The organism is Anaerotignum neopropionicum, from assembly GCF_001571775.1.
GTDB classification, from domain to species: domain Bacteria; phylum Bacillota; class Clostridia; order Lachnospirales; family Anaerotignaceae; genus Chakrabartyella; species Chakrabartyella neopropionicum.
Genome location: NZ_LRVM01000001.1, coordinates 597,272 through 611,068 on the forward strand (window position 1 = coordinate 597,272; position 13,797 = coordinate 611,068).

General features: G+C 42.1%; 14 protein-coding genes. 9 read left to right on the forward strand and 5 right to left on the reverse strand.

Annotated elements, in window-relative coordinates; genetic code table 11:
• Window positions 1-7 precede the first annotated feature (7 nt).
• From CLNEO_RS02855 to CLNEO_RS16035, 6 genes are all read left to right on the forward strand, one after another.
• Complete coding sequence (locus tag CLNEO_RS02855; RefSeq protein WP_066084025.1) at window positions 8-742, forward strand: nucleotidyltransferase family protein; 735 nt, start codon at window positions 8-10, stop codon at window positions 740-742.
• A 267-nt stretch (window positions 743-1,009) separates the two neighbouring features.
• Window positions 1,010-1,987, forward strand: a complete 978-nt coding sequence (gene prmA / locus CLNEO_RS02860) for a 50S ribosomal protein L11 methyltransferase (RefSeq protein ID WP_066084028.1) — start codon at window positions 1,010-1,012, stop codon at window positions 1,985-1,987.
• Between the two features lie 3 nt (window positions 1,988-1,990).
• Window positions 1,991-2,716 carry a 16S rRNA (uracil(1498)-N(3))-methyltransferase gene (locus CLNEO_RS02865; RefSeq protein ID WP_066084031.1) on the forward strand — a complete coding sequence of 242 codons (726 nt, stop codon included), beginning with the start codon at window positions 1,991-1,993 and terminating at the stop codon, window positions 2,714-2,716.
• Window positions 2,717-2,727: 11 nt separating this feature from the next.
• Window positions 2,728-3,876 carry a cysteine desulfurase family protein gene (locus CLNEO_RS02870; RefSeq protein ID WP_066084034.1) on the forward strand — a complete coding sequence of 383 codons (1,149 nt, stop codon included), beginning with the start codon at window positions 2,728-2,730 and terminating at the stop codon, window positions 3,874-3,876.
• Window positions 3,877-3,888: 12 nt separating this feature from the next.
• Window positions 3,889-5,064 carry a tRNA uracil 4-sulfurtransferase ThiI gene (gene thiI / locus CLNEO_RS02875; protein WP_066084036.1) on the forward strand — a complete coding sequence of 392 codons (1,176 nt, stop codon included), beginning with the start codon at window positions 3,889-3,891 and terminating at the stop codon, window positions 5,062-5,064.
• Between the two features lie 587 nt (window positions 5,065-5,651).
• The gene (locus CLNEO_RS16035) at window positions 5,652-6,074 is read left to right on the forward strand and encodes a hypothetical protein (RefSeq protein ID WP_162266449.1); all 423 of its coding nucleotides are present in this window, start codon (window positions 5,652-5,654) and stop codon (window positions 6,072-6,074) included.
• A gap of 346 nt (window positions 6,075-6,420) precedes the next feature.
• Here CLNEO_RS16035 and CLNEO_RS02885 read toward each other — a convergent pair whose 3' ends face one another.
• Window positions 6,421-6,600 (reverse strand): hypothetical protein, encoded by a 180-nt coding sequence (locus tag CLNEO_RS02885; protein ID WP_066084043.1) that lies wholly within the window; start codon window positions 6,598-6,600, stop codon window positions 6,421-6,423.
• A gap of 142 nt (window positions 6,601-6,742) precedes the next feature.
• On the opposite strand from CLNEO_RS02885, the gene CLNEO_RS02890 reads away from it, so the two are divergent.
• A complete protein-coding gene (locus CLNEO_RS02890) occupies window positions 6,743-6,982 on the forward strand; it encodes a helix-turn-helix domain-containing protein (RefSeq protein WP_066084046.1) in 240 nt (79 codons plus the stop codon).
• A 94-nt stretch (window positions 6,983-7,076) separates the two neighbouring features.
• On the opposite strand, the gene CLNEO_RS02895 is transcribed toward CLNEO_RS02890, so the two are convergent.
• From CLNEO_RS02895 to CLNEO_RS02910, 4 genes are all read right to left on the reverse strand, one after another.
• Window positions 7,077-7,871 (reverse strand): G5 and 3D domain-containing protein, encoded by a 795-nt coding sequence (locus CLNEO_RS02895; RefSeq protein WP_162266450.1) that lies wholly within the window; start codon window positions 7,869-7,871, stop codon window positions 7,077-7,079.
• Between the two features lie 280 nt (window positions 7,872-8,151).
• Window positions 8,152-8,907 (reverse strand): TatD family hydrolase, encoded by a 756-nt coding sequence (locus CLNEO_RS02900; RefSeq protein ID WP_066084052.1) that lies wholly within the window; start codon window positions 8,905-8,907, stop codon window positions 8,152-8,154.
• Complete coding sequence (gene metG, locus CLNEO_RS02905) at window positions 8,907-10,901, reverse strand: methionine--tRNA ligase (RefSeq protein WP_066084055.1); 1,995 nt, start codon at window positions 10,899-10,901, stop codon at window positions 8,907-8,909. Before metG ends, CLNEO_RS02900 begins: the two co-directional genes overlap by 1 nt.
• Before the next feature lie 428 nt (window positions 10,902-11,329).
• Window positions 11,330-12,445, reverse strand: a complete 1,116-nt coding sequence (locus CLNEO_RS02910; RefSeq protein WP_066084059.1) for an aminopeptidase — start codon at window positions 12,443-12,445, stop codon at window positions 11,330-11,332.
• Window positions 12,446-12,704: 259 nt separating this feature from the next.
• On the opposite strand from CLNEO_RS02910, the gene CLNEO_RS02915 reads away from it, so the two are divergent.
• Both CLNEO_RS02915 and CLNEO_RS02920 read left to right on the forward strand, forming a co-directional pair.
• Entirely contained in the window at window positions 12,705-13,052 is a 348-nt protein-coding gene (locus tag CLNEO_RS02915; RefSeq protein WP_066084583.1) for a NifB/NifX family molybdenum-iron cluster-binding protein, read from the forward strand.
• Window positions 13,009-13,560 carry a YqeG family HAD IIIA-type phosphatase gene (locus tag CLNEO_RS02920; protein ID WP_162266451.1) on the forward strand — a complete coding sequence of 184 codons (552 nt, stop codon included), beginning with the start codon at window positions 13,009-13,011 and terminating at the stop codon, window positions 13,558-13,560. Before CLNEO_RS02915 ends, CLNEO_RS02920 begins: the two co-directional genes overlap by 44 nt.
• Window positions 13,561-13,797: the final 237 nt, after the last annotated feature.

Below are 13,797 nucleotides of genomic sequence, written 5' to 3' on the forward strand. Positions count from 1 at the left end.
CGCAAATATGAAAGCCATTATTTTGGCGGCAGGCTATGCCACAAGGCTGTACCCTTTAACTGTGCATAAGTCTAAGGCTTTGCTTCCGATCAATAAAAAACCAATTATTGATTATATTATTGATGAAATGAACCATGTAGATGGTTTGGATGAAATTTATGTGGTTACAAACAGCCGTTTTTATGAACAGTTTTTAGACTGGGCAAAAATGGTACACAGCAAGGTTCCTGTTTCTATTTTGGACGACGGAACGACGGATGACAGCAACAAACGTGGTGCCATCGGCGATATTGCTTTTGTCATTGATGAAAAGCAAATTGATGATGCGCTGATGGTCATTGCGGGGGATAATTTCTTTACCTATTCCTTAAAGGACTATGTTGACTTTTTCCATGAGAAAGACAGGGATTGTGTATGCGTAAAGGTTTGGGAAGATGAGGCATCCCTATCCCAATTTGGCATTGCTCTTTTGGATGAAAAGGGCATGGTTCTGGATATTGAGGAAAAACCAAGTCAGCCAAAGTCGAATACTGTTGTTTTTGCAACATACCTATATAAGCGGGAAACCGTACCCCTTTTTGCCACTTATTTGGCGGAGGGGAATAAACCCGATGCACCTGGAAATTTTCCAGCCTGGCTGTATCGCCAAAAGGAAGTGTATGCCTATACATTTACAGGAGAGTGCTACGATATTGGTACGCCCGAAAGCTATCGTGAGGTATGCGAAATGTTTGAGGATTAGGGAAGTACTGATTCATTACAGATGCACAGCTGGTCGGTTTATTTTTCGTCTGTCGGCGTCAAAAAATGTTCTCGATCATCTGCACACCTTTCATTAGATCACGTTTCCTTAAGTCCAATTCAATTGCGGCGGCTGACAAGGAAATAGCCGCTTGATGCTCTCCCGTAAGGAAGTAAAAAAACTTGCTTCTTTATGAGAGCGCGTCCCAGCGGTTTTTTTGTTTTGATAAAGAATAAAGTTGAAAATGCATAAATAAGGAGAAAAACCATGGAATGGATTGAGGTTTTTGTAGCAGTAAGCCAAACGGGGTTAGAGCCTGTGGCGGGATTGCTGTATGAATGCGGCCTAACAGGGCTGATGATTAGCGATGAAGCGGATTTTCAAGAGTTTTTGGACTCCCCCAACAGAGATTGGGACTATATTGCCGATGAATTGGTAGAGGAAAAGCAAAAGCTGGAAACAGGGATTACTTTCTTTTTGAGGGACAACCTATATGGAAGGGAGCAGTTGGCGCAAATCAAGAGTGCGTTGGCTGTTATAAAAGAGCAGGAAAAGGAGCTGGATTTAGGCACCTTGGAAATGACCATGAAAAACGTGCAGGAGGAGGATTGGGCAAATAATTGGAAGAAATACTTTAAGCCCTTTCCCGTAGGCGAAAAAATCATGATTAAGCCCTCTTGGGAGGAATTAACGGAGCCGACAGACAAGGTGGTTTTAAAAATCGACCCCGGCCATATTTTCGGCACAGGAACCCATGAAACCACCCAGCTTTGCATGGAATTAATTGAAACCTATTTGAAAAAAGACGATATGGTTTTGGATATTGGCTGTGGCAGCGGCATTTTGTCTATTGCGTCCCTTTTATTGGAAGCAAAGGAAGCAGATGCCGTGGATATCGACCCCAATGCCATGGAGATTGCTTATGAAAACAGCGATCGGAATGATATTCCCAGAGAAAAATACCATGTTTGTGCAGGAAATATCTTGGAGGACGAAGCCCTTCATGAAAAATACAGCGGGAAAAAGTATGATATGGTGGAGGCAAATATTGTTGCCGATGTGATCATTGCGCTGACAAAAAAAGTGCCTGACTATATTAAGGACGGGGGTATTTTTCTTTGCAGTGGTATTATTATTGAACGTAAGGAAGATGTGCTGGGAGCATTGGATGCGGGAGGTTATTCTGTGTTGGAAGTAAAAGAGAAAAAGGGTTGGGTAGCCATTGCGGCTCGATATGAGGGATAAGACATGCCAAAATTTTTTGTGGAACCCCATCAAATAAAAGAAAACCTCATCCAAGTTACTGGGGAGGATGCAAAGCATATCAAAACTGTACTGCGCTCTCGTGAGGGGGAGGAAATTACCCTTTGTGATGGACTGGGGACGGATTATTTTTGCCGCATTGCTTCTTTGGAGGAAGGCGTTACGGCGGAGATTATTTCCAGTGAGCCTTGTCGGTCGGAGCCGAAAACGAAAATTACCCTTTATCAAGGCTTGCCCAAGGCGGATAAAATGGAATTGATTATGCAAAAATGCGTAGAATTGGGCGTGGACCGTATTGTGGCCGTTTCTACGGAGCGGTGCATTGTGAAGTTGGATAAAAAAGAGGAAAAAAAGCTGGAGCGATGGCAAAAAATAGCCGAGGCGGCGGCAAAGCAAAGCGGAAGGGGTAAAATACCCGAAATTGCACCGAAGGTTCTGCGCTTTTCTCAAGCTTTAGCAGAAGCAAAAACCTTATCCAGCGCAATCATTCCCTATGAAAAAGAGGAAAACAGAGGGATTCGCTCCTTTGTGGAAGGCTTTTCTGGAGCGGAAATAGGTGTTTTTATCGGCCCTGAGGGGGGCTTTACAGAAGAGGAGGTTCAAGGGGCTATGGATGCAGGCGTGTTACCCGTTACCCTTGGGAAACGGATTTTGCGTACAGAAACGGCGGGCATGACTGCCATAGCTATTTTGCTGTACGAATTAGGTTAGGAGGAAAACAAATGATATATTTGGATAATGCTGCTACCACAAGGGCTTTGCCTGCTGTGGCGGAAAAAATGACATATATGCTCACAGAGCAGTTTGGAAATCCTGCCTCCGTAAGCATCATGGGCTTGGCGGTGGATAAGGAAATCCGCCATGCGGCGCAGATTTTAGCCCGTGGCATTCATTGTAAGGAGGAAGAAGTATTCTTCACCAGTGGAGGTACAGAAGGGGATAACTGGGCAATTTTTGGCACGGCGGCAGGCTATCGTAGGCACGGCAGACATTTCATTACAACCCAGATTGAGCATCCTGCTGTGAAAAATCCCATGAAGGCATTGGAGGAGGAGGGGTGCGAGGTAACTTGGCTTTTGGTTGATTCCAAAGGGCATATTTCTTTGGAAGAATTGGCGGCGGCCATCCGCCCCGATACCGTTTTGGTGAGTATCATTTTAGTAAATAACGAAACTGGCGTTGTGCAGGACGGGGCGGCAATCGGCAAGCTGATTAAAGAAAAAAATCCCCAAACCCTGTTTCATGTGGATGCGGTGCAGGCCTTTGGCAAGTACCCTATAGATGTGGAAAAAATGAAGATAGACCTCTTAACCATGAGTGGACATAAAATTCACGGGCCTAAAGGCGTGGGTATGCTGTACATGCGAAAGGGTACCAAGGTAAAGCCCTTTATTCTTGGCGGCGGTCAGCAAAAGGGGCAAAGAGCAGGCACGGAAAACGGCCCTGCTGTGGCGGCTTTAGGCATTGCCGCAGAGGAAGCCTTTAACCATATGCAAGAGAGCATTGCCCATGTGTCAGCCTTGAAGAAAGCTCTAGCTGAGGGGATTTTGGCCATGCCCAATACCAAAATCAATGGGGATGGCTTGGAAGGCGCAAGTCCCTATGTTTTAAATGTTACATTTCAAGGCTTGCGCAGTGAAGTTTTGCTTCATGATTTGGAAAGTAAGGGTATTTTTGTTTCCGCAGGCTCTGCTTGTGACAGCAAGAAAAAAGTAGGAAGCTCTGTTTTAATGGCAATGGGCATGCCCTTTTCGGAAATAGAAGGGGCGGTTCGCTTTAGCTTTTCCAGATATAATACTATGGAAGAAATTCAGATTTGCTTGGCGGCACTGGAAAAATCTGTGCCGTTTTTGAGAAAATATAATAGATAAAGGGGCAGCGTTATGGCAGAAAAGGTTTTAATTATAAAATACGGTGAAATTGCTATGAGAGGCAATAACCGTTACATTTTTATTAACCGATTGATTTCGGCAATCCGTAGAAATATTGACCCAATGGGTAATTATTATGTGGTAAGAGATCCGGGGAGATTGATTGTTGAGGATAGAGGCGGCGAATTGGACTACGATTTGCTGATTCCTCGAATCGTGCCTATTTTTGGTTTGGTGGCGGTATGCCCCGGTGTTCGTTTGGCGGATATGACCTTTGAAACGATTTTAGAAGAATCCTTACAGCACATGAAAGAGCAGTATGGCGACCAGCAGATTTCCTTTAAAGTTCGTACGAGAAGGGCGAATCAGGGCTTTACGATGCCCTCTATGGATGTCAATATGAAGGTTGGGGAGTATCTGCTGGAGCAAATGCCCAATTTAAGGGTGGATGTGCATAACCCCGATGTAATGTTGAATATTGAAATCAGAAACAGTACCTATGTGCACTCAAAAGTAATTAAAACCTACGGAGGTTTGCCTTACGGTAGTTCAGGCAAGGGAGTCAGCCTGCTTTCCGGCGGCATTGACAGCCCTGTGGCCACTTGGATGATGGCAAAACGCGGCGTTGAGGTGGAAGGCGTTTATTTCCACAGCCCCCCTTACACCAGCGAATGGGCCAAGGAGAAGGTTATTGATTTGGCAAAAAGAATTGCCGATTTTACAGGGGAATTCCGTCTGTATGTGGTGCCTTTTACAGAATTACAGCTGTATTTATTGGATAACGTTGCCCATGATAAGCTTACTATTCACTTGAAACGTGCCATGATGCGTGCGGGAGAGATGATTGCCAAAAAGGACGACGCCATGGCACTGATTACCGGTGAAAGCGTGGGACAGGTTGCCAGCCAGACCATGCAAGGGATTTTCGCCATTAATGCTGTTTGTGAAATGCCTGTATTGCGGCCTTTGGCTGGGATGGATAAACAGGAAATTGTTAACCTTGCCCAAAAAATTGGTACTTTTGAAATCTCCGCAAGACCTTACGAGGATTGCTGTACGGTTTTTGTGGCGAAGCACCCCGTTACAAAGCCTAGATTGAGTTTTATTGAAAAATCTGAGCGCCGTTTGACAGAATTGGACAGACTGCTGGAAGAATCTGTTCAAAATGCAGAAATTATTGACTTGTAAAAAATTTTTAATGGAAATTAAAAATGAAAAAAGATAGAATGTAATAATGAGTAGTCGTTGTATCATAATTTTTGCGAGTAAAGTAATAGGAAAGCCTTATGTAGGCTTAAGCGGTTAGTCGGTGGCCGTGGACTTTGAGGTGTTAGCCAATGTTTGCTTCAAAACGGAGAAGAAAGATTTTTGTAAGTTGCATGGCTATAGCATGGTTAGGGCTGCTGTTGCTGTGGTTTCGCATTGACCAAGGACTATATTATTGGGGAATTTTCGCTTTTCCTTTTGTTATGATACAAGGGATGCTAATTGCTGTTTTCTGTAGCAAGGCAATGGAAGAGAAAACGAGAGGCATAGTCTTTCCTATGTTAACAGAATTACTGTTGATTTCCTTTCTAATCATATATCTTTGCCTAATGATGTCGTGGAACACACCGTTTTATTTTTTTGAAGATTGTTTTTCAGAAGGCTTATATTCATCGATGCCTACGTTTTGGATTGCCTTTCTCCTTTCTTTTATTCCAATCTTTGCATTTCCTTTTCTGCGACGGCGAAAGAAGGATAGTATTGAATCAAATATAGTAAAAGAGGATAGAATGTTTGCTTCTAAGTGGGAAAAAAAGACGTTTGCAAGAATTGTGTTGCTTTCTTGGGCAGGGCTGTTTTTACCATGGTTTTCTTTTGAACCCAGCATGGAGGGGTATGTGTGGGGATTTCTTTTTTTTCCTTATTTCATGATGCAAATGGCAGTATTGGTTGTATTTTATAACAATGAACCGAAAGACGAATTGGGCGTATTTATTGTTTCTATTATAACAGAGCTATGCCTGGTCACTTTTCCTATTATTTATATTTGGCAGATGTTCACATGGTATACACCTTTTGTTTCTGTAGACAATATTTTTGAAACAAGCTTAGAAATAACTTATCCTTCGTTTTGGATTTCCCTGGTTTTAGCCATTATTCCAATTCTTGCTTTTCCTGTTCTTAGACGTTGGAAGAAGGACGAAGCCAAATAAATAGTTCTTTCCATGAAAAAAGATTAAGTCAAAATATTGAGGGCGTTGCCCTCAAACACCCACAAGGGTTTCACCCTTGACTCATCTTAACCCGCATAATATGCGGGTTGTATAAAAAGTTTTTGGTCTTGCTTTTTTCAAAAAGCAAGCAGGTTTTCATCACTTTCGCTACGCAAAAGCCGGCTTCGCCGTCTGCCCTATCTTGGGTAGTGAGAGGGCGGCGCCCAAGGTTTTTCGACAGTCTGAGGTATTTGCAGTTATTGCGAACACCTCTTTTCTGTATGGAATAAAACGAACAATCAATTATGTTTCATTTCTCAATTTTTGTACTGCATATTTTATAAATTCAATCGGGTGTTGGCACTTCGCCCCTGCGTGGTACTTGATTCTGATATGCTTTTATGATACTTTGGTTGTTTGGATTTCCAAAGGCATAGTCTAGTGCTGATTGCATAGACTGTTTGACTTCACACATATTTATTTTGTTTTCTTTTGCTATTTTTTGATATATCTTTCGGTTGCTCATTTTATCTCTCCCTCTGAATGTATCTAAAATTCCTTTTTACATATATTATCATAAAATTTTCGGTTAGTACATGTAAAGGGACTAATTTCATTTTTTTAAATTCTATAATTAATATAGTATAGCTACAGGGACAGAGGGGCTTATGAGATTAAACGAAGCGATTAGTAAAAGATTAGAAGAAATTTTAATATCCAAAGGAATGACCCAATATGAATTATTTAAGAGAAGTGGTGTTCCTCGTTCAACGATAGGTAATGTTATGAACTGTTCTTATGATTCCGTTAAACTTCGAATCATACATGAAATGTGTTTGGGTTTAGAAATAGGTATTGGAGAATTTTTTACATCCCCATTATTTGATGAAAATAATCTTGAAGATTAAAAACGCATACGTTTTATTTAGGGATAGATAAGAGAAAAAGACCAAGTCATTGACTTGGTCTTTTTTATCGCGGTTATATATTTATTTTCTTTGGTTAGGATAAAACGTAAACCGTTACGTTTTGCACCCCCCAAGAATAAGCTTCACTTTTGGTTTCATAGCAAACATCAATGCGGTTGCCGTCAATTGCACCGCCTGTATCCGCAGCAATCGCCACGCCATAGCCCGGAACGTATACCTTAGTGCCCAAAGGAATTACCTTGGGGTCTACAGCAATAACACCCTTTGTTGCTTTCGTTCCTGTTGCTGTAATACCGTTACAACCGGCATCATAGGGGGTATATGCTGTTGCTTTTGCATTAATTGCTTTTTTATAAGTCATACCGTTAATGACGTTAGAAGCACCAACTTCTATAATCTCGTCAACAGCATCCGTAACAACTTTCGTTTCTACCAACTCAGAACTAACAAATTGATCGCCGTGGTATATTTGCTTGCTTACAACTGAGGTTTGACCCTCTTGCCCTTCTTGAACGACACGACGTTCGCCGGGTTGCAATGTGGCAGAAGCTTTCTCAATTACTTTGTAAGGTACAACATCTGTTGTGGCAACAATTTTTTCCGTTACTGAGGTAAGAGAAATGGCCATCATATTTGTTACAGCGTCTGCTTCGTTAAAATCTTCTAAAAGGTATCCTGTGTCGATGGTGGCAGAAAGCTCCTTCAACAATTCACCGACAGTTTGGGCGTCGGTGGTTACCATTCGGGGTACGCCGTCCAAATTAACAATTACAGACTGTGTGTTAAGTTTGCTATAAGCAGAGGCTGTGCCGCAGCCAATCACCAATATAAATACCACGATAGCAAATACTCTAAGATGCGTTTTCATTTTTTCCTCCTTGAACATTACCCAGCTTTTGCCGATTTGTGGGAAGGGCATTGGGGCTGTTCCTCTCGTATTTATGATAGACATATAGATCTTTATGCCTTTGCCCAAGCCCCTTTGGGGCATTGAGCCGCAGTCGTATTTACGCGGGGGAGTCGTCACTTCCGCATGTTTTTTCTTTATAATTTACAAACAACTGCAAAAATAAAGACATATCGTAGGGATATATCTTTACTTTACTAGTAGTATATTAACACATTTGTAACATTTATGCAACTTTTTTTTAAAAAAATAAATTTTGTCCATTTTTACCAGTAATTTCAGCTACAATTTCTGGGGTTGTTTCTTTTATTTCAGCGATTTTATTTACAATAAATTCCAAATTTCTGGAGTCATTTCGTTTACCTCGATTGGGTATGGGTGCCAAATAGGGGCTGTCAGTTTCAATCAAAATCTTCTCCAGGGGGAGGGCTTCCACCACTTCCGCTATTTTTTTTGAATTTGGGAAGGTTACTACTCCACCAATGCCAATATAATAGCCCATTTTTGTATATTCCACCGCCATTGGCGCTGCGCCCGAATAGCAGTGTATCACACCACGGCGGACGTTGCTTGCGGCGATAATATCAAAGGTTTCCTGGGATGCATCTCTTGAATGAATTATTACAGGTTTGTTAACAGATTCCGCAAGGCGAAGCTGCTGACGAAACCAAAATTGCTGAAGCTCTCTGGGGTGCGTATCATAATAATAGTCCAAGCCCATTTCCCCAAGGGCAACTACTTTTTTATGTTGGGAAAGCCGACGGAGCTCTTCCATGGTTTTAGAGGACATATCATACAATTCATGGGGATGAATGCCTACAGCGGCATAAATGTAGTCATAACGTTCAGCCAGGCGAATGCTTTGCTTTGAGCTTTTTACATCGCACCCCACGTTCACCAAATAGTCTATACCACAAGAGGGGAGAAGCCCTAAAAGCTCCTCCCGATCCTCCTTGAATTGTATGGCATCAAAATGGGCATGAGATTCAAAATACATTAGCTGATTTCGCTTCCGCTGGGGAAGTCTTTCTTTTCGGTGGTCAAAAGACTCAGATTGCCGTTTCCGTCGTCGGCGCAAAGAATCATTCCGTAAGATAGCTCACCCATCATTTTTCTTGGCTTTAAGTTATAGGCAACCACTACCTTTTTGCCAACCATTTCTTCAGGGCTATACCATGGCTTAATCCCTGAGAAAATGACTCTTTCTTCATCACCTATTTTAATGATGCTGCGCAAAAGCTTTTTCGAACCCTCCACAGCAGCGCTTGAGATGACCTCGCCCACCTTAAGTTGTACCTTACAGAAATCATCAATGCTAATTTCCGCAGGATATTCGGGTTCATCATGCTGCTTTGGCGCTTCCTTCTTTTCCTCTTTTGGTTCTTCCTTTGTTTGATTTGCAACGGCGGTAGACTGAGAGGCTTTAATTGCCGCTTCCAGCTCTGCTAGTTCCTTTTTTATATCAATACGAGGGAAAAGGGTTTCGCCCTTTTCAATCTTCAATTCTATGGGAAGTAAGCCCCATTCCTTTGCCATATCCCATTCCACAAGGCTGCTGTCAATGTTATATTGTGCCCAGATTCTTCCCGGTGTGTTAGGGATGAAGGGTTGAATTAAGATAGAAATAATTCGGATGCTTTCCGCAACATGGTACAAAGCATCAGCCAGCTCGCCTTTTTTTTCGTCATCCTTGCAAAGAATCCAAGGTTGGGTTTCATCAATATATTTATTTGTTCTGCGGATTAAGTTCCAAATTTCAATTAAAGCATCGCTGAAGAACATTTTTTCCATAGCAGCTTCCACTTTTTGAGCAGTTCCTAAGGCCATCTCCTCCAGGTCTGCATCAAAGGGTGTTTGGGTGCGGGCCTCGGGCAGTTTGCCGCCGAAATATTTGTCAATCATACCAACGGTTCTAGAAACAAGGTTGCCCAAATCGTTTGCTAAGTCGGAATTAATCCGCTGAATCAAGGCTTCATTGTTGAAGTTACCATCCTGACCAAAGGCAATTTCTCTAAGCAAGAAGTAGCGGATGGCGTCTACGCCGTATTTTTCCACTAAAACGTTAGGGTCAACTACGTTCCCCACGGATTTTGACATTTTGCCGCCGTTAATTACCAGCCAGCCATGACCAAAAATTTGCTTGGGCAGAGGGATATTTAATGCCATCAACATTGCAGGCCATATAATGGAATGGAAACGAACAATTTCCTTGCCTACCACATGGATGTCAGCGGGCCAATATTTTTGGAACAGACTGTCATCGTCAGAGCCATAACCCAAAGCTGTGATATAGTTGGAAAGAGCATCAATCCAAACATATACAATATGGCCGGGGTCAAACTCTACAGGGATGCCCCATTTGAAGGAGGTACGGGAAACCGCCAAATCCTCCAGGCCAGGCTTTAAGAAGTTGTTAATCATTTCGTTCATACGGGTATTGGGCTGCAAAAATTCTGCATTCTCTTCCATGTGCTTCAAAATACGATCCTGATATTTGGAAAGACGGAAGAAATAGCTTTCCTCTTTTACCAATTCCACGTCACGTCCGCAGTCGGGACACTTCCCGTTTACCAGCTGATGCTCGGTAAAGAAGGATTCGCATGGTGTGCAATACCAGCCCTCGTAGGAGCTTTTATAGATATCCCCCTGCTGGTAAAGTTGAGTGAAGATTTTTTGGATTGCCTTTACATGGTAATCGTCGGTGGTGCGGATAAACTTATCGTAGGAAATATTCAAGGTTTTCCATAATTCTTTGATGCCTACAACTACATTATCAATATATTCTTTTGGCTCCTTGCCTTGGGCAGTTGCAATACGCTCAATTTTTTGACCGTGCTCATCCGTTCCTGTAAGGAACATAACATCAAACCCACGAAGTCTTTTGTAGCGCGCCATGGTATCCGTTGCAACGGTGCAGTAGGAATGGCCGATATGCAGCTTATCACTGGGGTAATAAATGGGGGTGGTGATATAAAATTTTTCTTTTTCCACTGTTCTCTCTCCTTTTTTATGTCAATTCACTGGCAGTACTTTTCAACCCTTGTGTAAAGTTCTAAGAAATAAAAAACCGTCCTTTATAAAAAATACAAAGGACGGATATTCACCGTGTTACCACCTTAATTTGTCTTTTTTTCGCAAAAAAGACCTTAGTAGGTACAAAAGAAAGTACCGTTGCGCTTTAACGGGCGCCCTCGTCGCAGCCTAAAGAAGTAATTCTTTCGGTGCGCAGCTCCAAGACCATGTTCAACGGGTGCTTCTGTACCTTTTTTCAGCTAGGTAAAAAATACCGTTCAGGCTCTCTTTCACACAGCGTACCGTTTACTCTTCTTTTCACAGCCAGTTTATCATATAACAGGATTTTACTATATTTTAAAGACCTATGTCAACAAAAAAGCCTTGTTTTTCCACTTTTTTTGTCATTATTTTAATTTGTCCGGGTTTAGGACTTCCAACTCAGGCAGAACAAAAACTCCATCCTTGCGGATTAGCTTATCATCAAACCAAATTTCCCCGCCGCCGTATTCCGGAGTCATAATCAAGACCAAATCCCAATGGATTGCGGAGTGATTGCCATTAAAAGCGTCATCATAGCAATTACCGGGGGTAAAATGAATACTGCCGGCAATTTTTTCGTCAAATAAAATATTATTCATGGGCTTTGTAATGTAAGGATTGACACCAATGGCAAATTCTCCCACATATCTTGCGCCCTCGTCGGAATTAAAGATTTTTTCAAGGCGCTCCTTGTCGTTTCCGTCACAATCAATAATTTTTCCGTCTTTAAAGGTTAATTTCACATGCTCAAAGGTAAAGCTGTTGTATTCCGAAGGGGTATTATAGGTAATAACACCGTTAATGGAATCCTTTACAGGGGCGGTATAAACCTCACCGTCGGGGATATTGCAGCGGCCGGCGCACTTTACGGCGGGAATGTCCTTGATGGAGAAGGTAAGATCTGTATCCTTAGCCACAAGGCGCACTTTGTCGGTTTTGTTCATCAATTCCACCAAAGAATCCATAGCACTGCTCATTTTGCTGTAATCCAGATTGCAAACGTTGAAATAGAAATCCTCAAAGTCCTCCAAGCTGGTGTGGGCAGACTGTGCCATGCCGTGTGTGGGGTAGCGCAAAACCACCCATTTCGTATGGGGTACACGAATGCCGTGATGCACAGGGTCGGTATAAAGGCGGTTTTGCAAATCCAGCTTTTCGCCCGGCACGTCTGCCTGTTCCGTTATATTATCCTCGCCACGAACGCCGATGAAGGCATCCATCTGCTCCATCAGACGGCTGTCTACCTCCGCCATGATTTTTTGCTGTTCCTCGGTGGCACCCAAAAGCAACTCTCTTTCCAAAGAGTTTGTCATAACTTGTAAAAAAGGCGTTCCCCCCGCTTTATAAACTTCTTTAATTATTTGCTTTACCAATGGGGCGGGATGAACCCCATTACAATTGATTAATAATTTTTCTCCCTTTTGCAGGCGGCAAGAATAGTTTACTAAGTTATATGCCAAGGTTTTTATTCTTTCATCCAATGCAATCAGCTCCTTTATTTGTAAAAATACTTACAGGTAGTATTTTACACTTTATTTGAAATATATGCAAAAATAATATAGAGAAAATTGACAAATAACCAAAAAAGCGGATACAATAACCATATGTTTTCACTGCATGGAAAGCTTCTCCCTTTTTGAGAAGCAGGCATCATCCAAAGCATGGGTGCCGGTGACAAGAAAAAAGGAAGCCGTGGGCGGTGAAAACCGTAAAATTAGCCGAGCGTTTGGGGGGGGTTTTTTGCGTGTAGCAATACCTACAAGGAATGGAAAAATTGAAGCTTTTTTTTCAAGAGCAGAGGAATTTACCATATATGAAGTGGAAATTGAATTGGTAAAATCAAAGGAGCTTGTTCCCATTGGCGCAAAGGATTTGGGGCGCTTTTTAATGGAAGAAGCAATTAACGTTGTGATTTGCGGAAAAATACGTTCCGGGGTGCGAAATATTTTGCGTTTAAAGCGGGTAGAGCTGATTTATGGCGTCAGTGGCGATGCAGACGATATTATGATTCGTTATTTAAGCGGCGAACGGCTGGGGAATGTGGATGAAAATGCATATTGGAGCAAGGATGAAGAAGGGTTGGAATAACATGATTTTAGAGCGGTTTTTTCCGGATATTTATGTGAAGTCGGTTTATGAGCTGCCTTTGGAGGAGCTGAAGGCAAGGGGAATCAAAGGGCTGGTGTTTGATATTGATAATACGGTGGCCCCGTTTGACATTGCGGAGCCTGAGAATGATTTGATTGAGCTATTTTTATTTTTAAAAAAGCAAGGCTTTCGCCTTTGTATTCTTTCCAATAATAATCAAGAAAGGGTAAAACTCTTTAATAAAAACTTGAAAACCCTGGCGGTGCATAAAGCGGGAAAGCCGGGTGTGCGCAAGCTAAGGCTTGCATTGGAAAAATTGGAGCTTTCTGCCAAGAACACAGCCATGATTGGGGATCAGATTTTTACGGATATGTGGTGCGGCCACAGGGCGGGACTTACCTGTATTCTTACCGCGCCCATTTGTAACAGGGATCAGCTGGTTACAAAGGTAAAGCGAGGATTGGAAAAACAGGTATTAAAGGTATATTTTAAGCGGAACAGAAAATAAATAATAGAAAATACGGTATTTCATTAAGTTTTTATTGAAATTAAAAGGGTTTTCTATTAAAATGTATAAGGATATGCTTATTTTTAAAGAAAGAAAGCATGAAAGGCTAACGGACTATTGTAAGGGTATAAAAAAGAGAGCCTTACGAAAGAAAACAGAGGGGGATAAGCTCAAGCTGATTTCAAGGGCGTTTTATAACGCTACAGACTAAAGACAAACCTTGGGCGCCGCCCTCTC

Coding starts and splice junctions, on each gene's coding strand:
- prmA (WP_066084028.1), top strand. CDS start 1,010: ATGGAATGGATTGAGGTTTTTGTAGCAGTAAGCCAAACGGGGTTAGAG.
- thiI (WP_066084036.1), top strand. CDS start 3,889: ATGGCAGAAAAGGTTTTAATTATAAAATACGGTGAAATTGCTATGAGA.
- CLNEO_RS02870 (WP_066084034.1), top strand. CDS start 2,728: ATGATATATTTGGATAATGCTGCTACCACAAGGGCTTTGCCTGCTGTG.
- CLNEO_RS02895 (WP_162266450.1), bottom strand. CDS start 7,871: ATGAAAACGCATCTTAGAGTATTTGCTATCGTGGTATTTATATTGGTG.
- CLNEO_RS16035 (WP_162266449.1), top strand. CDS start 5,652: ATGTTTGCTTCTAAGTGGGAAAAAAAGACGTTTGCAAGAATTGTGTTG.
- CLNEO_RS02890 (WP_066084046.1), top strand. CDS start 6,743: ATGAGATTAAACGAAGCGATTAGTAAAAGATTAGAAGAAATTTTAATA.
- CLNEO_RS02885 (WP_066084043.1), bottom strand. CDS start 6,600: ATGAGCAACCGAAAGATATATCAAAAAATAGCAAAAGAAAACAAAATA.
- CLNEO_RS02920 (WP_162266451.1), top strand. CDS start 13,009: ATGAAAATGCATATTGGAGCAAGGATGAAGAAGGGTTGGAATAACATG.
- CLNEO_RS02900 (WP_066084052.1), bottom strand. CDS start 8,907: ATGTATTTTGAATCTCATGCCCATTTTGATGCCATACAATTCAAGGAG.
- CLNEO_RS02855 (WP_066084025.1), top strand. CDS start 8: ATGAAAGCCATTATTTTGGCGGCAGGCTATGCCACAAGGCTGTACCCT.
- CLNEO_RS02865 (WP_066084031.1), top strand. CDS start 1,991: ATGCCAAAATTTTTTGTGGAACCCCATCAAATAAAAGAAAACCTCATC.